Raw genomic sequence first — 17,530 nt, 5'->3', positions numbered from 1 at the left:
ATAAATTCTTCTAAAGGAGCTAAAATAGTGAGACAACTACAAGATGAAATTACTGCTTTTCTAAAAGAACGTGATTGGCTAGATCAATACAATCATCCAAAAGATTTAGCAATTTCGTTGTCACTTGAAGCAGCAGAATTACTTGAATGCTTTCAGTGGAAAACAGATGAAACAGCGCTAAAAGAAAATCGTGAAGAACTTTTAAAAGAAGTAGCTGATGTAATTATCTATGCCCTTCAAATTGCAGAAAGTATGGGAGCGAATGGTGAGGAACTTGTTCGAATGAAATTAGCAGAAAATCGTATGAGAACTTGGCCGGAAAAATAGAAAAAAGCTACTTTACCACAGATTGTGATAGAGCAGCTTTTTATTTTAATAGGAATAAGAACGTTTACGGCGTTTTTTGGAACGGACCATTGTAAAAATTCCTGCTATAACTAAGATAATAGAAATGATACATACACCAAAACCAATAAGTCCAGTAATGCTAAACGAAAAGCCAAAACCAATCAAACCAATCAGAAGTAACACTAAGCCAGCTAGTTTCATTTGAAAACTCCTTTCAGAAATCTTATCTCTATTATATAGGAATTATCTGAAAAAAATAAGACTTTAAAGATAAAAAATTTTTAAAGATGAAAAGCATTGATAGAGCACCAGTTCGCATAAGTTGGAAATAGTCAAGACTGCAAAGGAAAAAATTTATCTGTTATAGTAAGAAAGTGAGAGAAGCAAGGAGGAAAACATATGGATTTTAAAGAGTATCAAATTTTAGCAAATAGAACTGCTGCAACACACGAACAGGCGTTAACAAATTACGGGCTTGGTATTACTGGCGAGGCCGGTGAAGTTGCCGATTTGATTAAGAAATATGCTTTTCATGGACATGATTTAGATAAGGAGTCCCTAACAAAAGAGCTAGGAGATGTCCTATGGTACGTATCACAAATTGCTAAATGGGCAGATATAAGTATGGAAACAGTGGCAGAATCAAATATCGAGAAATTGAAGCGGCGTTATCCTCAAGGTTTTTCGACCGAGCGAAGTAAACTCAATATCAATTAAAAAAACGTTTGTATTTAAGAAAATTAATTTTCCTAAAATACAAACGTTTTTAGTTTTTTAGTGAGCTAGAAAACCTGCTAAATAGCGTATAAATTACATATTGGATAATCGAAAAGTAAAATACAAAATTCCAAAATGGCCAGTGAAAAACACTAAACATAATTTGTAATGAATCAATTGGTTGCGTAAGTAAATGGATGGAGTGTAAGCGAGAGAACCGTCCGATGTATATCGCATAACTAGATAATAAAATTAACCCAATCAAAAGTAATTGATAACTTAGTAAACTAGTCCAATTAAATCGTCTTCTTATTTCAGCAAGCATCTTTGCGAAAGACCAAAATCCAATAAATAATCCAAAGAACACACCGACGATAATATAAGTGAAATGTCGCCATAACCAAGGCGCTGTTGAAAGTATTCCTTCTGCTCCGTAAATTTCTAAACGTTGTAAATGAAGTAAATCAGTTAAAAGATACGGTGCATTTGGGAAAAATACTAGCCAAACAATCCCTAATGGCCAAAAAATCCACCAGACGCGAGGTTTTTTTGTGAGAAATACTGCTATTTCGAAAGGTATATAAGCAAGCCCGACATTTAAAATTAGAAAAGTGTAAGTATCTGCAGTGAAATGCAGAAAAAGAAAGTATCCGAGTAAGAACGCTCGGCAAGTCCAAATTGCTTTCGTCATGAAATAGTCACCTCGTGTTTGCTATTGTATCATAAATCGGGGTGACGAGGACATCTTAACCTGCTAAATGAAACAAAAGTACTAAAGCTAGACCAAATGCTGAAAGAAAAACAGAACCGATTAACGCTGCAGCAAAAGGTTTTCCACCCATTTTTCCGAACGATGGCAAGTGGACATTTAAACCGAGTCCACCCATTGACATAGCAATGAGGAAATATGCGCAGATGACAAGAAAATCAGTTACAGAGGTTGGAATAATTCCAAAGCTGTTAATTGCACTAGTAGCTAAAAAGCCGAAGATAAACCATGGTACAGGAAGTTCAGCCCATGAAAAGCGGTTTTTAGTTCCAGCATTAACCATCTTTGCAACAACAAAGCAGACTGGAACAAGTAAGGCTACACGTGTTAATTTAACGATAACCGCCATATCAACAGCAGATGAGCCGCCTGGATCTGCAGCTGCAATAACGTGGGCAATTTCATGAAGAGTAGCCCCTGCAAAAATCCCATAACCATCTGGTCCGAGTGGTAGAATTGGATAAATCAACGTATAGATAATGGTGAAAATAGTTCCAAGTAGTGCAATAATCGTAGCAGCGACAGCCGTTTGGTTGTTATCAGCTTTTACTTGGGGAGAAATCGCAACTACTGCAGCCGCACCACAAATTCCCGTACCACAAGCGACCAGAATAGCTAGTTTTTTATCCACCCCAAAAAGTTTGGCTAAAAAATAAACAATAGTAATACCAATGCTAAGACATAAGGCAGCAATTAGAAATACACGCCATCCAGCATGATAAATATCAACTAAGTTCAAGCGAAAACCAAGTAAAATAATCCCGGCACGAAGAATGACCTTGTTGGAAAACTGAATACCAGTAAACCATTTATCTGGAACTGGGAAAAGTGCACGAATGATAATACCAATTAAAATAGCAGTTACAAGTTGTCCAAGAATCATTAAGAATGGTAACTTCGCTAAAAAATAAGATAAGGTAGCAATACAGAAAGTAAGCGCAATACCATACCAAAAAGTCTTCGTTTTAAATAAAATTCGACTCATTTTTATCCCCCTTTCTTTTATACTTTTACTTTACCATTCCTGATTTTATTAGTAAAATTTATATTAATTATATTATCGATAAGTTATTTTTATGGAGGTGTTACGATGGATGAGGCATTAAGAACGTATATCCGAGTAGTAGAATTACAAAGTTTTACAAAAGCAGCTGAAGAATTACACATTTCGCAACCCGCAGTATCGTTGCAATTAAAGAAATTGGAAGAACTTTACGAAACAGAACTTATTTATAGACAGGCTAAAAAGTTTATTTTAACAGCAACAGGAGAAATTTTGTATCACCGTGCCAAGCAATTAGAAGGGCTATATAAACAAGTGGAAGATGAAATAAGTCTATATCACCATCATTTAAAAGGTCGACTTCGAATTGGTGCTAGTTTTACGATAGGAGAGTATTTTTTGCCAGAAGTGGTTGCGAAATTTCATGCCCTTTATCCGGATATTACAATAGAACTAATTATTGAAAATACCGCGAAAATTGCTGACAAAGTGGAACTTCTTCAAGTGGACACAGGGCTTATTGAAGGCCAGGTAAGTAAGAAAGATTTGGAGATAAGTGCTTTTTCGGATGATGAGATGTGTATCGTTGGTCGAGCAGACGGTTCACTTACAGAAATCGAACAAGGAGCAACTTGGATTGCGCGAGAAGAAGGCTCAGGAACGCGTGAATATTTGGATCATGTATTAAGTACCAATGGCTGGAATGTTGCTGAAAAAGTTGTTGCTTGGAGTAATATGGCGGTCAAACAAATGGTTCTTGAAGGAATGGGCTACACCGTTATTTCTAAGTGTGTTGTTCAAACAGAAATTACATCAGGAAAACTGCAGACGTTTAATGAGGCTGGAAGCTTAATGCGGAAGTTTTCGGTACTAAAAAACAGACAAAGACTTGAAAATCGAATTGCTGAAACCTTTTTAACATTTTTAAAGGAAAACCAGTAAATAAAACTAGCTTTTTAACAAACTAGTGATTACAATGAGAAAGAATACATTTTAGAAAGGGAGAAGCAATGAAAGAATATTTTATAGATCGTTCCTATAAGGCTTCTATGGGAATTGCGAATGCGGTTCTTGTAACGCTTGGAATTGGACTTCTTTTACAGACAATTGGGCAGATGACAGGGATTTCATTTCTTGTTACAGTTGGCGCAATTGGTAAAACGATGTTAATTCCGGGAATTGGTGTTGGTATTGCGATGTGCTTGCACGCAAATACGCTTGTGACGATAAGTGCGGCAGCCTCTGCTGTTATTGGTGGTGGGGCAGTGGCGACGTTAGCTGGTGGCGGAGTTGCTATTACTAGCGGAGAACCAGTTGGAGCTATTTTGGCTGTTATTGTGGCGGTTTGGACTGGGAAGCGAGTCACTGGAAAGACAAAATTTGATATGATTTTAATTCCTGGTGTTGCACTTTTAGCTGGTGGACTTAGTGGTATTTTATTTGCAAAAATCATGGCGCCGATTTTAGCTTCTGTAAGTCTTGGAATTAGTTCATTAATTGGTGGTTCACCGCTGATTTCATCGATGGTTATTGCTTTTGTGTTTGGCTTACTGATACTTAGTCCAGCTTCATCTGCTGCGCTCGCGATTGCGCTTCAACTTGATCCAACTGCAAGTGCTGCGGCATTGATCGGTTGCTCGGTTCAATTCGTGTCTTTTGCAGTATTAAGTTACCGGGATAATAACTGGGGTGCATTTTTTGCCCAACTTATCTGTACACCAAAATTACAAACACCCAACATCATTAGAAAACCTAGCCTTATGTTAGTACCACTCTTAACAACACTAATTGCTGGACCTCTTGGTGTGATGGTATTTCACATTCAAGCCGCAAGTGAAGTCGCAGGTCTCGGATTATGCGCCTTTGTTGCACCACTTTATTTAATAGCAAATTACGGATTCAGCACACTTGCTGCTTTTATTTTGGTAGCAGTTGTCTTGCCAGGTGTTATTGCACTTATTGTCAGACCGTTTCTTATTAAAAAGGAACGCTTGAAAACAGGTGATTTAACGATTGAATTGCAGTAGAATAATATAAAAGTAGAGCTTTATCGCTCTACTTTTATATTGGAATTTTGGATAGCCTGTGCTATGATTTATTGTGATGACAATAATACAATTTGAGAAGGAAGGCTTACTATGGTGAGAAAGTTAAATAAAATGTACGATGCATCTCCGCTCTATGCGCAAATAGCTGATGATTTACGAGATAAAATCCAATCGGAAGTTTGGCAAACTGGAGACAAAATTCCACCAGAGCTTGATTTATGTGAGTTATACAATGTCAGTAGAATTACTGTGCGGAAAGCGATTGATGAGCTAGTTCGTGAAAATTTACTTTATAGAGAACGTGCGAAAGGTACTTTTGTACGTGACTGGGAAGAAGCAGAGGATGAGCACTTTACGTTAGTGCGCAGTTTTACGAATGAGATGAAAGAACTTGGTAAAAAGGCGGCTACGCTACATGCGGAAGTAGAAGTGATCAATGCCGATAAAAAAATTGCGTTACAGCTAGGGCTGGCTGTCGGGGACAAGGTGCTACAAATTAAGCGGCTACGCGGTACGAAAGACTTGGCGTTTGCACTGTTTATCAGTGTGATTCCTTATAATCAAGAGTATTCACTTCAAGCAGAAGATTATTACGGTTCTTTTTATGAATATTTGAAAGGCTTCGGTATTATCGTTAATCAAGAAAAGGAATATATTGAAGCGATGCTGCCAAATCGTGAAGTTCAGGAAGCTCTCGCAATCGACAAACAAGAACCAATTTTGAAAAGGGTGCGGATGACGAAACAAAAAGAAAGTGATTTTAGAGAATACAGCGAATGCTTTTATGTAGGAAAGCATTATCGATATTATATTGATTTTGAATAAAAGAAAGCCTATCAACATTTTTGATAGGCTTTCTTTTTTATAAATTGCGTACAAATGCTTGAATAACTGCCACTTCTTCACTATCGCTTGTATTTCTAATTTGATAAGTACCGACAATCGCAGGAACAATAAATGTTTCTCCGTAATGCACTTCAAATGGCGCGAAAGAATCGTCAATACTTTCAATGACAGCACTTGTTCCTTCTACTAAATTGAGCATATTGACACTGTCGTTTGTGTGGATGACAACAGTTTCTTTAAACCAGTGGCGGTGGGTTTCAATAAATTCTAATTCATGCAAACCAGTGCGTTCTACTTTGGAGTCATTATCTTCATGTAAAGTTTCGAATTGATTCATTAGGTTCTCTTTCACCCATTTTGTGTCACGGTCAAGTTGTAGGTTTTCTTTACCATGTTCTAAATGTACCGGGCGTGGAACCCCGTCTAAACCAGTACGTTCCCAATCCCATAGTTTAAAAGTAAAAATATAAGGAGTCGCACTAATTTCTAAAACTACTGTATTCGGACCTCCACAATGAATCGTCCCAGCAGGAATTAAAATATGATCATGCTTTTTCACTGGGAAGACGTTAATGTATTTTTCATCAGGAAAACGATAATTTCCTTTTGAGGCTTTTTCTAAATCAGCCATAATTGCTTCTTTCGTTGTACCTTCTTTGGTTCCAAGGTAAACGGTAGAGTCGCTATCTGCTTGTAAAATATAGTAACTTTCATCTTGTGTATAATGAATGCCAAACTTATCTTGCGCATACTCTACTAATGGGTGGACTTGAAGGCTTAAATTACCACCGCCCATAGTATCAAGGTAATCAAAACGAATCGGGAATTCCGTGCCGAAGCGGCTATGTACTTTAGGCCCAAGTAACTCATTCGGGAAATGGTTCACAACATTCGTAGATGGGACTTCAACCCGGATATCTCCAAAACGCATGTATAAGCTATTTTCTTCTGGAACACCATCAAATGCCCAACCATAATTATCAGCAGAAGGATCCAGTCCAAAATTATTTTTCATCCACTGGCCGCCCCAAACACTTGCATCAAAGTATGGGACGACTCTAAATGGTGCTTTGGAAACTTGTTTTAAGCCATTTCGGTAATCTTCCCCGCGTACCATTTTTGGTTCGTTTTTTTTATTTGTATCAAGTAAGAAATCTACTTGGTGATAGAGTTTTTTCTTTTGACGGTCAGCCATGCGCCATTCAAAAAAGTACCCACGTTTAAATTTACGAAGCGCATCTTCAGCTGCATTGTCTGCCTTCCAGTTAGGTTTATTTTCCTTGCGATAGCGGCATTGAATCTCCCAGCGAGCTAAATCTGCATAAATTAGAATATCCGGATTTGGCGCTATAACGGTCGCTCCCGTTCCATAAATAACAATTAGCCCATTAATAGCTGAAATTTCTCTTTGAATTTCTGCAAGTTTTTCAGCGGAATAAAAATCGCTCACTTCAAAATGAGACATAATACCAAAAACGCGATCATCTGTTAAATGAGGTTCGATTTTGGTCGTTACTTCCTTATTATTTAATGCCCATTCATCTGCAAAAATGGCTTTTTCGATGGGTAATAGTGGAAGTAGCTTAGTGGCAATTTCTTCATTTCTCGTTCCTGGGTAACATTCAATGGCTACGATAGTTTGTTTTTGATTCTTTCTTTGAATGGCAGTTTGTAGTTCCTCGGCAATATTTTTGTAACCAGCCCAAGCACCATCAAATTGGTTGATTTTCACTTCAGGTGCTAAATCGTATGTGATCAAAAAAATCACTCCTTGTTTATATTGTTATTACATTATAAATATAACATTATATATTCCATCTGTCATCACAATTAATTGTCTATTTTTCTTATAACAATTCCATTTTTTTGTAACAGAATGTACACAATTTTTTTCGGGAAAATCATATCTAAATGGTTTTTTTTCGTGTAAAATATAACATTGAAAGCAATCAAATTTAAAGAGGTTCTATTTATGGAGAAAAGTGGATTTGTTGCAGATCCTATATACGGAGAAATCAAGAATGAGATTATGACTAACACTTTGGAAAATGGCGATAAAGTGGATATAGAAGACATCATGAAACGATTTCAAGTCAGCAAACGAGTAGCTTTTGGCGCGCTCCAATGTTTACATAAAAGCGGTATTATTTGCAAAAAAACTGGAGAAAACGGTTTTTCAGTCGCAATCCATAGTGAAGCTGAGCATCGCGAAAAATCACGTTTAAAGTTAGCTTTTTTTCATCTCAATTATGCAGTACAGAAACTTCAAGAAAAAAATGCAGAAATATGCGCAGCCTGTCTTCGTAAAGAGCTAGTTTATATCAAGTTAGCCGCTAGGGAGCAAGATATAAATGTATTTAGTAATCATGTGAAAAACTTTTATGCTTGTATGATTCACTATACTGGAATGCCAGCGCTTGAAAAAAATATCGATATTCTTAACCAAACAATTCTAAATATGAAAGATAACAATGAAAAATTGTGCTTTGAGGCTTTTATGCTTGATCTAGCTGAATCATTAGAACAGTTAGTTCTCGCGTTAGAAGCGAAAGAATTTGAAAAATGCCACTTAGTCATTCAAAAATTCTACGATGAAAATATCTCAATCTTATTTTCCTAATCGAAAAACCCCGTACGGCTAATTCGCCACACGGGGTTTTTCTTTTCGGATGAGCTTGTCTTGCCACTCATCTGATGGGCCGGACCATGTCTGGATGTTTCTGAATAAACATACAACATTCGGAAAACGGTGAGGCATTTTCAAACAAGTAGGCGAATTCTTTATCTTACTACTTACTTCTCAAGATATTCTAACTAACGAATAAATGAGCGCCCGTAACTTGTCCAAATAGTGGCCATAAATGATACGATACTTTATTCGCTTATTTACCAATTTAGTGAGGATAAAAATATTGATAAACGAGCGACGTAACGAAATTCCGTCTTCCTACAACTAAGTTAGCGTAAAGTCCTTGACGCGGCGTATACTCCTCGCCTTCCTCCTGTAAACTAAGCGTTAGTTGCTTGACACTAAAATCCTTCACCAGACGTTTGCCGGCATATGACAAAGCTGAGAAAAAAATCAGCTTGTACACCAAGTTCTTGTCATTCGCATCACCTTTTTTTGTTCGTTGTACTCTATATATAACCGTTCTAAATAATTGTAAACGCTTTATCTTAAAAATGATTATAAAGTCATAGTTCTAGCTTTAAATAGGGTCTTTTGTCAGAGGAAATAAGCCATTAAAATATCATCTACATACTTACCTTGAATAATAAACTCTTTTTCGAGACGACCTTCTTGTTTAAAACCATTTTTTTCATAAAAGCGAATTGCCTTTTGATTAATTGACAGCACCCGGAGAGAGATTTTTATAAAGCTTTTTTCTTGTGCAACTTCTTTCATTTTGTCCATTAAAAGTTGACCGATGCCTTCGCGCTGAAAATCCGGGTGAACGGCAATATCTATCTCTGCTACATGTTTGTTGGATGGGAGTGGGATAGGGGATTTATACCCAAGAATGCCAATTATTTTCCCCTCTTTTTCAACGACTATTTTGGAACCAGGAGGATTCTTTAATAAAAATTCAGCCTCACTATCAAAACGGACATCACCAGGAGTCGTCCCAGGCGTCCAAACTAAATGTTCTAATTCAATCATTGAAGCTGAGTCTTTTCTTTCAGATAGTCTGATTTGCATAATTTACCAACTCTCTTTATTTTGGCGTAGGAAAGGGAGGTTTTCCAAGTTTTCCATAGACCATCATTACTGTAAAGCAACACATTTCCTTGATAAAGGCGAACAGTTAGGAAAAATGCTCCAACGACACTTGCGACTAAAATTGCTAATGAGCTAAAAATACCAATCGTTGAAACAGACAATAAGTCCATCCGCGCTAACATCATCATCGGTGAAAAAGTTGGAATATACGAGCCGATAATAACAAGTAAATTATCCGGCGCATTAGCAGCTGCAATGGAACCCCAATAACCAATAATAGCGAGAATCGTCATTGGATAGATAAACTGAGCTACTGTTTCTACATTTGGCACCATCGAACCAATCATCGCTGCGAGTAAAATGTATAACAATAAACCTAAAATAACAAATACTAAGTTTAAAACAAGATAGTAAGCTGGAAAAACAGCAATTTGATCTAAAATGTTTTGGACCATATCCGTATTTCGGCCAGCAACAAGAACGACAGCTCCACAAACAACATAAAAGCCAATTTGGGTGAGAAGCATAAAAATAATGGCTGTTAATTTAGCAAATAAGTGCGTTCTAGCAGAGACACTTGATAAAATGACCTCCATTATTCGAGTGCCTTTTTCTGTCGCGATTTCAGAAGCAACAATGTTTGCATAACTCATGACGAAAATGAAAATAACGAGGGTTAAAATCAATACTGCTGCGCTCATAACGTCTTTTTCATGATTAGTTAGTTGATTATTTGATTCTAAATCATTTATCACAGAAACAGGGGAAGTAATTGATTGTAATTGCTCATTGGTGATTTTATACGCCGCTGCTTTTTCAGCAATTTTTGTAGCGGTGAGATCTTCTGTTAAACGGGTTAAAACATCTTGCCCTGCTGTTTCTTGCGTTGTATAAACCGCACTAACGGTGTCATTTTTTTGTGTAATAGAGACGAATCCGTCAATTTTACCTTTTTTTAGAGCGGACTGGGCAGCTTTTTTGTCATTAATGGCAGTATTTACTTTAAAATGGTTCTTGTCCTTAGCGAGTGACTGGGCAAAAATCGGATTATCAGAAAGTACGGCAATCTTTGCAATAGTTTTAGTAGAGTCGAAATAATCGACCATTTTTGGAATGCCTGCAATTAAGGCGGCAATTAAAACAGGAAATAAAAGTGAAATTAAAAAGGATTTGGTTTTGACACGTCTTTTGTAAACTTGCTTTGTTATCACCCAAAATTTACTCATTAGATTCACCTGCTTTCCATTTGAAAATTTCTTCAAGCGTTGGTGTTTGGAGGCTGAAAGTTGGGATGAAGCCATCCTTTGTTACATATTCAAAAATCTTTTCGGCATCTGTTTCATTAGCAATTTCAAGTTGAAAAACGCCGTCCCGATGCGTTTGGATATTTAAAACGCCTGGTAAATTAGCCAGTTCCTCTACTGTATGACTAGATTCAATCAAAATTCGTTTGCGACCAAAAACAGACTTTACAGATTCAGTCGTGCCTTGAAGCACCGTACTTCCTTTTTTCAGCATTAAAAGGGAATCACAAAGTTCCTCCACATTTTCCATTCGGTGACTCGAGAATATAATGGCTGCTCCAGACGCACGTAAATCAAATACAAACTTTTTCAAAATTTCTGCATTGACAGGATCTAGCCCACTAAATGGTTCATCTAAAATAACAAGTTTAGGTTGATGAATAATTGTACTTAAGAGCTGGATTTTTTGCTGATTTCCTTTAGATAAGGTTTTAATTAAGTCGGTTTTTTTGCCAACAATTTCCGCACGTTCCAACCAGTTATCGATTTCTGTTTTTATTTTTTGTTTCGGGTAACCTTTTAATTCAGCAAAAAAGATTAATTGTTCTTCAATCGTAACATTAGGATATAAACCGCGTTCTTCTGGTAAGTAACCAATGATATTTGGATCTATTCTGCTTACTTCCTTACCGTCCCAAGTAATTTTCCCTGAAGTTGCTTCTAAAAAATGTAAAATTAGCCGGAAAGTAGTTGTTTTACCAGCACCATTTTGACCAATTATTCCGAGTATTTTCCCTGGTTCTACTCGAAACGACAAATCATTAACTGCCATTTTTTCCCCAAACTTCTTCGTAACATTATGTAGTTCAAGCGTCATAAAAGTACCCCTTTCTAAGTCTTCTCAAATTTCATTATACTTTTTTACTGGTAAATTGTCTTGCTAGAAGATAAAGACATTACTAAATCCACTTTCACAAACCATGCCAAAAAATTGTCTAGTGTAGTGGACATAACTTGGTGTAACCGTTTTCTTTTATTTGTGTATAATAGAGCGTAGAGGGAGGTGATGAAATGCTTCTAACAAAAACGGAGCGTGCATTAATTAACTTATTTTTAACGAAAAATGATTTTTTAACAGCAAATCAACTTGCTGAAATGCTCGAAGTTTCCTCTAAAACAGTTTATCGTAAAATTAAAAATATCAATAGTGCCACTGATGAAAAAGAGATTATTATCTCAGAAAAAGGGCGTGGTTATAAACTGAATTATAAAGCATATATTCAAGCAAAATTAGAAACAACTAGTGATATTTTCGGTTATACACCATCTGAACGTCGTGAAAAGATTTTACTTCAAGTTTTGTTTAAATCACCGAAGTACTTAAATATCGCAAAATTATATGAAGGTTATTACGTTGGATATAATTCGATAAAAAATGATTTTGCACTTTTAAATCAATCTATCGAGAAATACCATTTAACGCTTGAAAAAAAGCAAAAAGAAATCCGCGTTGTTGGGACAGAAGAAAATATTCGTATAGCTATCAATGAAGTCATTAACAACTTAGATTTATCTAGATATGATGATTTGAAAATAGAACATAGTAATCTCAATAATGCAGATGTAGAATTTATCGTCAGGCAGATGGAAATCATTGAAAAAAAGTTAATGATCAGTATTCCGTATCCGTATGATATCAATATTTTTTCCCATTTATACATTTTAATTAATCGTTTTCGCCAAGGTGAAGTAGAAGATTTTGACGAACCAAAAGAAATTTATTTAGTATCAAATGAAAGACTTCATAGTATTGCGGTAGAAGCCATTGAAGCAATTGAACAATATTTAAAAAAGGAATTACCTAAACGCGAAACTTTCAATTTTTTACAATATTTAATTTCCTCTCGCTTTAATCACGAAATTGAATTAATTTCGAGTAAACCTTTACCAATCGTAGAGGAAATGACTGATTTTTATATTAATCACGTAGCCAAAAAAATTGCTATACCTATTAATAAAAAACAATTAAAAATTGAGTTGCTTAGCCATATAAAACCAATGGTAAACCGAATGAATCATCAAATTAACATAAAAAACAACCTATTAAGCGATATTAAATTAGAGTACGGTCAACTATTTGAAATTATTAAAGAAACCGCTCGTGATGTGGCGGAGACGTTTAAGTTAAAAACAATATCAGATGATGAAGTCGGCTATATAACGATATATTTCGCCAAACACATGGAAGAGTCCCCACCCATAAAACGAATTATTATTATGTGTTCAAGTGGCATCGGAACATCGGAACTTTTAAAAGTAAAGGTTCAAAAAGCTTTTCCAGATGTCGAAATAGTAGACGTTTTATCATCTACTAAATTCAAAAATAGCTTGCAAGACTATCAGAATATTGATTTTATTCTAACAACAATCAACGCAGAAAGTACAAACGAAATTCCTTCTTTACTTGTGAGCGCAATGTTTACAGAAAAAGATAAAATGATGGTGAAAAAATTGATGGAAAGATTATAGGAGGCGGATTCATGGATATTCGGGAATTAGATATAAGTAAAGTAATAAGCCCGGCGCTTGTAAATTTAGAGTTACAGGCAACGACAAAATTAGAAGTAATTGAAGAATTAACAGACTTACTTGTTGAAACAGGTGCAGTAGTGGATAAAGAAACTTTTATTGCAGATGTATTATACCGCGAAGAAGAAGGGAAAACCGGGCTTGGTGAAGGGGTAGCAATTCCGCACGGGAAATCAGCAAGCGTCACTAATACATCTATTGCAGTGGGCAGAACAAAGACTCCGGTAGAGTGGGAGTCACTTGATGATAAACCAGTCAATATTATTATTCTTTTTGCTGTGAAAAACTCAGATGCTACAACCACCCACATTAAATTGCTTCAAAAAGTAGCCATTTTACTTGCAGATGATGAGGTGATAAATCAATTTCAAACTGTTCTAACCAAAGAGGATTTTATAAAATTATTAGCAAAAAACCAAGATTAGGAGGCACTTATCATGAATATTATTGGAATTGCTGCTTGTACATCGGGAATTGCTCATACGTATATCGCGAAAGAAAAACTAACGAAAGCGGGCACCGCACTTGGACATACTATTCATATTGAAACACAAGGAACGATTGGGATTGAAGACGAACTTTCAGCAGAACAAGTAAAAAATGCGGATGTCGTTATTATCGCTGCTGACATTAAAATTAGTGGTAAAGATCGTTTTAAAGGGAAGCGTATTGTTGAAATACCGACAAATTTAGCAATTAAAGCACCAAAACAAATTATTAATAAAATAGATAACGAAATAAATAACTAGGGAGTGAACTAGCATGATGAAAAAACTGCAAATCAAAAAACATGCACTTACAGCGATTTCGTATATGTTACCGTTAGTTGTTGCCTCGGGGTTACTTATTGCCATTGGAAATTTAACAAATGGGCAAGTGATTGAAAACTATAAAGCACCATATTCTATTCCAGATGCACTCGTTTCTCTCGGTGTTCTTGGTATGGGGCTACTTGCACCAGTTATTGCAGGGGCGATTGCCTACTCGATAGCAGATAGACCCGGGATTGCACCTGGATTATTAATGGGGTTGATTGCTAATTCAATTGGAGCAGGCTTTTTAGGTGGCATGCTAGGAGGTTACTTGGTCGGTTATTTTGTACTAATCCTTGTGAAATATTTAAAGGTACCAAAGTGGGCACAAGGTTTAATGCCAATGATGATTATTCCGCTTATTAGTAGTTTAGTCATCGGATTGCTAATGTATTTTGTAGTAGGTGTGCCAATCGTTTGGGCAACAGAGGCGATGACAAGCTTCTTACAAGGAATGCAAGGGAGTATGCGATTTGTTTTCGGAGCTGTGCTCGGTGCAATGGCCGCATTTGATTTTGGTGGTCCGGTAAATAAAGTAGCTTCTTTATTCGCGGATGGATTACTGCTAGAGGGAGTCAAAGAACCAGAAGCCGTAAAAATCCTAGCTTCAATGGTACCGCCATTTGGAGTGACACTATCTTGGGTAATCTCGAAATTAATTAAAAAGAAAAAATATACAAAATCAGAGGAAGATAATATCAAAATCGCTTTTCCAATGGGAATTTGTATGATTACAGAAGGCGTTATCCCAATTGCTGCCGTTGATCCGATACGCGTTATTATTTCTTGTACACTTGGGGCTGCTGTTGGTGGTGGTCTTAGTATGACTTGGGGTATTGGATCGCCAGTACCATCAGGTGGAATGTTTATTGTTCCAGCAATGAATGAACCAATTTTATTCTGTTTGGCACTTTTGATTGGAACTTGTGTAACAGCAGCAATGCTACTCCTATTAAAACGGGAGCCTACAGAGGAAGAAGAATTAATTGAGGACCAAGCTATAGAAGAGGAAGAAGTCGATTTGTCTGGAATTAAAATTTCATAAGACGAGGAGAAATAAAAAATGTATGTTTCGATGAAAGGAATCCTAAAGCGTGCAAATGAAGGGCGCTATGCTGTCATGGCAATTAATTGTTTTAATTTAGAAACAGCACGAGCGGTTATCGATGCTGCTCAAGAACTCCGTGCGCCTATTATCATTGATTTGCTCCAAGATCATTTAACAAGCCATCTAGACGCTCGTTTTTTAACGAACCCTATTATAAAAATGGCAGAAGAAGCAAGCGTTGAAGTAGCGATTAACTTGGATCACGGGCATAATGTTGCTATTGTAAAACAATGTTTAGAAGCAGGCTTTTCAAGTGTCATGATGGATGCATCCAGTTATCCTTATAAAGAAAATGTTGCAATTACGAAGAAAATGGTTGAATTTGCAGAAACTTATAATGCAAGTGTTGAAGCAGAAGTTGGAAATATTGGCGCGGTGACAGGGGAAAATTATACAAATCAAGCTATGTATACGGATCCTAAACAAGCTATTGATTTTGCTAACCAGACTGGAATTGATGCACTCGCGATTTCATACGGCTCTTCGCACGGTGATTATCCAGGAGGGTTTACGCCCGCTTTTCAGTTTGACATTGTTCGAGAAATTAAAGCCGCGACTAATATGCCACTTGTTTTGCACGGAGGTTCTGGTTGTGGTGAGGAAAACATTTTAGAATCCATTCGGCTTGGTATCAATAAAATTAACGTTGGCTCAGACTTTATGAAAGCGCAAGTGGATAAAATAAAAACTAATTTAGAAGAAAAGCCAATGATAAATTATGTCGACTTAATTAGCGATACGATTACAGCCGGCAAAGAAGTTGTAAAATATTATATTCAATTATCCGGTTCTACTGGAAAATCACTTTAAAAGGAGAAATGAAAACATGTTAGTAAATATGAAGCAATTATTAGAAGTAGCCAAAGAAAATAAATTTGCGGTTGGTGCATTTAACGTGGCAGATAGTAATTTTTTACGAGTAGTGGTAGAAGAAGCTGAAAAAAATAATGCACCAGCGATTATCGCGGTACACCCAACAGAACTAGATTTTACAAAAGATGATTTTTTCCAGTATGTCTTATCAAGAATTAAAAATAGCCCAGTGCCTTTTGTACTTCATTTGGATCATGGTGATAATATGAGTGATGTGATGCGAGCAGTTCGCTGTGGTTTTAGTTCTGTCATGATTGATGGCTCGTTGCTACCTTTTGAAGAAAATATTCGCGTCACAAAAGAAGTAGTAGATGTTTGCCACCGATTAGGTATTTCCGTAGAAGGAGAGCTTGGAACTATCGGGAAAACAGGTAATAGTATTGAAGGTGGAGTAAGTGAGATTATCTATACGAAACCAGAAGAAGCGAAAGAATATATTTTGCGAACAGGGGTGGATACACTCGCTGTAGCTATAGGAACAGCTCATGGAATTTATCCAAAAGACAAAGAGCCTAAATTACGTCTTGATATACTACAAGAAATCAAAGACCTAGTAAATATTCCACTTGTGCTCCATGGGGGCTCAGCGAATCCAGATGATGAAATTGCTGCTGCAGTTAAAATTGGGATTCAGAAAGTTAACATTTCCAGTGATTATAAATATGCCTTCTATAAAAAATGTCGCGAAATTTTAAGTACGACTGAATTATGGGATGCAAATGCGATTTACCCAGATTGTATTAATGCTGCAAAAGCAGTAGTGAAGTATAAAATGGAACTATTTAAGTCAATTAATCAAGTAGAGAAATACCAACTAGCAAATACCCAGGCTTGGCGCAATAACGTAATCTAAACGAAAAACCAAGAGCGATTTTTATTGCTCTTGGTTTTTTATAAAGTTGAAAGTAAAGCTTCTGTATGAATCAATTCTTGTAGCTTTTGGACATCGTTAATGCGCCAAGGCTTTTTTTGTGATTCTAAAATACCTTTTTCTCGTAAATGACTAAGAACTTTAGATGTATAACTTTTGGAAGAGTTTGAGTGTTCAGCAAGGAACTGATATGTTAAAAATTCAGGTAACTCCACTGCTTTTTCAGAAACCCTTAAGCCATAATCAAGCATAGTATTTAGAGAAAAATAAATACTATCGCGAGAACTTAATTTTTCTTGGACGGCGATAAGATACAATCTCCTTCTCGTTTCAGCAAGTTGGTGGAGCATTAAATAATTTCTAGGATCCTCTAATTGCATCATTTTCCGAAAAAATTGAAATTCAATTTTCCACCAAACTACATCCGTTAATGCAATTAGCATCATATGTTTAGGTATATCCTCAGTATAAACTGGAAGATAAGGAAAAGCGCCTTTCTGTAGAATATAAGAAAAATTATACTGATTTGTTCCTTCAAAAACTAGCTTCATATAGCCTTCTTCTATTATATAGATATATTT

The 17,530-nt window shown here is 36.3% G+C and carries 20 protein-coding genes; 12 read left to right on the top strand and 8 right to left on the bottom strand.

Annotated features, from left to right (window positions below; genetic code table 11):
• Positions 1–27 precede the first annotated feature (27 nt).
• Entirely contained in the window at positions 28–327 is a 300-nt protein-coding gene (locus HCB45_RS13745) for a nucleotide pyrophosphohydrolase (protein ID WP_185319315.1), read from the top strand.
• Positions 328–372: 45 nt separating this feature from the next.
• On the opposite strand, the gene HCB45_RS13740 is transcribed toward HCB45_RS13745, so the two are convergent.
• Entirely contained in the window at positions 373–549 is a 177-nt protein-coding gene (locus HCB45_RS13740) for a hypothetical protein (protein ID WP_185319314.1), read from the bottom strand.
• Positions 550–747: 198 nt separating this feature from the next.
• Between HCB45_RS13740 and HCB45_RS13735 the strand changes: the two genes are divergently transcribed.
• Positions 748–1,065: a nucleoside triphosphate pyrophosphohydrolase family protein gene (locus HCB45_RS13735; protein WP_185319313.1), complete on the top strand. Its 318-nt coding sequence runs from the start codon at positions 748–750 to the stop codon at positions 1,063–1,065.
• 49 nt (positions 1,066–1,114) lie between these two features.
• On the opposite strand, the gene HCB45_RS13730 is transcribed toward HCB45_RS13735, so the two are convergent.
• The gene (locus HCB45_RS13730) at positions 1,115–1,756 is read right to left on the bottom strand and encodes a DUF1361 domain-containing protein (protein WP_185319312.1); all 642 of its coding nucleotides are present in this window, start codon (positions 1,754–1,756) and stop codon (positions 1,115–1,117) included.
• A gap of 55 nt (positions 1,757–1,811) precedes the next feature.
• Positions 1,812–2,819, bottom strand: coding sequence for a YeiH family protein (locus HCB45_RS13725; protein ID WP_185620285.1), 1,008 nt, complete (start codon positions 2,817–2,819; stop codon positions 1,812–1,814).
• A 105-nt stretch (positions 2,820–2,924) separates the two neighbouring features.
• Here HCB45_RS13725 and HCB45_RS13720 point away from each other — a divergent pair, with 105 nt between their 5' ends.
• From HCB45_RS13720 to HCB45_RS13710, 3 genes are all read left to right on the top strand, one after another.
• On the top strand, positions 2,925–3,779 hold the full coding sequence (locus HCB45_RS13720; protein ID WP_185607839.1) for a LysR family transcriptional regulator: 855 nt from the start codon (positions 2,925–2,927) through the stop codon (positions 3,777–3,779).
• A 68-nt stretch (positions 3,780–3,847) separates the two neighbouring features.
• Positions 3,848–4,864: a PTS sugar transporter subunit IIC gene (locus tag HCB45_RS13715; protein ID WP_185607840.1), complete on the top strand. Its 1,017-nt coding sequence runs from the start codon at positions 3,848–3,850 to the stop codon at positions 4,862–4,864.
• A 111-nt stretch (positions 4,865–4,975) separates the two neighbouring features.
• Positions 4,976–5,710, top strand: coding sequence for a GntR family transcriptional regulator (locus HCB45_RS13710; RefSeq protein WP_185319308.1), 735 nt, complete (start codon positions 4,976–4,978; stop codon positions 5,708–5,710).
• A gap of 37 nt (positions 5,711–5,747) precedes the next feature.
• Here the strand turns inward: HCB45_RS13710 and HCB45_RS13705 are convergent, their stop codons facing one another.
• Positions 5,748–7,490 carry a class I mannose-6-phosphate isomerase gene (locus tag HCB45_RS13705; RefSeq protein ID WP_185620284.1) on the bottom strand — a complete coding sequence of 581 codons (1,743 nt, stop codon included), beginning with the start codon at positions 7,488–7,490 and terminating at the stop codon, positions 5,748–5,750.
• A 213-nt stretch (positions 7,491–7,703) separates the two neighbouring features.
• Here HCB45_RS13705 and HCB45_RS13700 point away from each other — a divergent pair, with 213 nt between their 5' ends.
• Positions 7,704–8,351, top strand: coding sequence for a GntR family transcriptional regulator (locus HCB45_RS13700; protein WP_185319306.1), 648 nt, complete (start codon positions 7,704–7,706; stop codon positions 8,349–8,351).
• 606 nt (positions 8,352–8,957) lie between these two features.
• On the opposite strand, the gene HCB45_RS13695 is transcribed toward HCB45_RS13700, so the two are convergent.
• Genes HCB45_RS13695 through HCB45_RS13685 form a run of 3 tightly spaced genes read right to left on the bottom strand, consistent with a single transcriptional unit; the run spans position 8,958 to position 11,573 of the window.
• On the bottom strand, positions 8,958–9,431 hold the full coding sequence (locus tag HCB45_RS13695) for a GNAT family N-acetyltransferase (protein ID WP_185319305.1): 474 nt from the start codon (positions 9,429–9,431) through the stop codon (positions 8,958–8,960).
• Entirely contained in the window at positions 9,389–10,678 is a 1,290-nt protein-coding gene (locus HCB45_RS13690; RefSeq protein ID WP_185620283.1) for an ABC transporter permease, read from the bottom strand. Before HCB45_RS13690 ends, HCB45_RS13695 begins: the two co-directional genes overlap by 43 nt.
• Complete coding sequence (locus tag HCB45_RS13685) at positions 10,671–11,573, bottom strand: ABC transporter ATP-binding protein (protein ID WP_185620282.1); 903 nt, start codon at positions 11,571–11,573, stop codon at positions 10,671–10,673. The genes HCB45_RS13690 and HCB45_RS13685 overlap by 8 nt, the downstream gene beginning before the upstream one ends.
• 194 nt (positions 11,574–11,767) lie before the next feature.
• On the opposite strand from HCB45_RS13685, the gene HCB45_RS13680 reads away from it, so the two are divergent.
• The 6 genes from HCB45_RS13680 to HCB45_RS13655 are packed head-to-tail and all read left to right on the top strand — an operon-like array spanning position 11,768 to position 16,931.
• Entirely contained in the window at positions 11,768–13,225 is a 1,458-nt protein-coding gene (locus tag HCB45_RS13680; RefSeq protein ID WP_185620281.1) for a BglG family transcription antiterminator, read from the top strand.
• 11 nt (positions 13,226–13,236) lie between these two features.
• The gene (locus HCB45_RS13675) at positions 13,237–13,710 is read left to right on the top strand and encodes a PTS sugar transporter subunit IIA (RefSeq protein WP_185319301.1); all 474 of its coding nucleotides are present in this window, start codon (positions 13,237–13,239) and stop codon (positions 13,708–13,710) included.
• A gap of 12 nt (positions 13,711–13,722) precedes the next feature.
• A complete protein-coding gene (locus HCB45_RS13670) occupies positions 13,723–14,034 on the top strand; it encodes a PTS fructose transporter subunit IIB (protein WP_185319300.1) in 312 nt (103 codons plus the stop codon).
• 16 nt (positions 14,035–14,050) lie between these two features.
• Positions 14,051–15,142 (top strand): PTS fructose transporter subunit IIC, encoded by a 1,092-nt coding sequence (locus HCB45_RS13665; protein ID WP_185620287.1) that lies wholly within the window; start codon positions 14,051–14,053, stop codon positions 15,140–15,142.
• Positions 15,143–15,160: 18 nt separating this feature from the next.
• The gene (locus HCB45_RS13660; RefSeq protein ID WP_185620280.1) at positions 15,161–16,015 is read left to right on the top strand and encodes a class II fructose-bisphosphate aldolase; all 855 of its coding nucleotides are present in this window, start codon (positions 15,161–15,163) and stop codon (positions 16,013–16,015) included.
• Positions 16,016–16,031: 16 nt separating this feature from the next.
• Complete coding sequence (locus HCB45_RS13655) at positions 16,032–16,931, top strand: ketose-bisphosphate aldolase (RefSeq protein WP_185620279.1); 900 nt, start codon at positions 16,032–16,034, stop codon at positions 16,929–16,931.
• A 38-nt stretch (positions 16,932–16,969) separates the two neighbouring features.
• Here HCB45_RS13655 and HCB45_RS13650 read toward each other — a convergent pair.
• Positions 16,970–17,530 (bottom strand): Crp/Fnr family transcriptional regulator (locus tag HCB45_RS13650; protein WP_185620278.1); only part of this gene is annotated, 561 nt, incomplete at its 5' end.

The sequence above is a fragment of the Listeria farberi genome (assembly GCF_014229245.1).
GTDB lineage: Bacteria > Bacillota > Bacilli > Lactobacillales > Listeriaceae > Listeria > Listeria farberi.
Note: the sequence above shows the minus strand (reverse complement) of the source record. Positions and strands in the feature narration are given on the sequence as shown.

Bases quoted from the DNA above. Each gene is read 5' to 3' on its own strand.
- HCB45_RS13740 (WP_185319314.1), bottom strand. From the start codon at position 549: ATGAAACTAGCTGGCTTAGTGTTACTTCTGATTGGTTTGATTGGTTTT.
- HCB45_RS13735 (WP_185319313.1), top strand. From the start codon at position 748: ATGGATTTTAAAGAGTATCAAATTTTAGCAAATAGAACTGCTGCAACA.
- HCB45_RS13730 (WP_185319312.1), bottom strand. From the start codon at position 1,756: ATGACGAAAGCAATTTGGACTTGCCGAGCGTTCTTACTCGGATACTTT.
- HCB45_RS13725 (WP_185620285.1), bottom strand. From the start codon at position 2,819: ATGAGTCGAATTTTATTTAAAACGAAGACTTTTTGGTATGGTATTGCG.
- HCB45_RS13720 (WP_185607839.1), top strand. From the start codon at position 2,925: ATGGATGAGGCATTAAGAACGTATATCCGAGTAGTAGAATTACAAAGT.
- HCB45_RS13715 (WP_185607840.1), top strand. From the start codon at position 3,848: ATGAAAGAATATTTTATAGATCGTTCCTATAAGGCTTCTATGGGAATT.
- HCB45_RS13710 (WP_185319308.1), top strand. From the start codon at position 4,976: ATGGTGAGAAAGTTAAATAAAATGTACGATGCATCTCCGCTCTATGCG.
- HCB45_RS13700 (WP_185319306.1), top strand. From the start codon at position 7,704: ATGGAGAAAAGTGGATTTGTTGCAGATCCTATATACGGAGAAATCAAG.
- HCB45_RS13695 (WP_185319305.1), bottom strand. From the start codon at position 9,431: ATGCAAATCAGACTATCTGAAAGAAAAGACTCAGCTTCAATGATTGAA.
- HCB45_RS13690 (WP_185620283.1), bottom strand. From the start codon at position 10,678: ATGAGTAAATTTTGGGTGATAACAAAGCAAGTTTACAAAAGACGTGTC.
- HCB45_RS13685 (WP_185620282.1), bottom strand. From the start codon at position 11,573: ATGACGCTTGAACTACATAATGTTACGAAGAAGTTTGGGGAAAAAATG.
- HCB45_RS13680 (WP_185620281.1), top strand. From the start codon at position 11,768: ATGCTTCTAACAAAAACGGAGCGTGCATTAATTAACTTATTTTTAACG.
- HCB45_RS13675 (WP_185319301.1), top strand. From the start codon at position 13,237: ATGGATATTCGGGAATTAGATATAAGTAAAGTAATAAGCCCGGCGCTT.
- HCB45_RS13670 (WP_185319300.1), top strand. From the start codon at position 13,723: ATGAATATTATTGGAATTGCTGCTTGTACATCGGGAATTGCTCATACG.
- HCB45_RS13665 (WP_185620287.1), top strand. From the start codon at position 14,051: ATGAAAAAACTGCAAATCAAAAAACATGCACTTACAGCGATTTCGTAT.
- HCB45_RS13660 (WP_185620280.1), top strand. From the start codon at position 15,161: ATGTATGTTTCGATGAAAGGAATCCTAAAGCGTGCAAATGAAGGGCGC.
- HCB45_RS13655 (WP_185620279.1), top strand. From the start codon at position 16,032: ATGTTAGTAAATATGAAGCAATTATTAGAAGTAGCCAAAGAAAATAAA.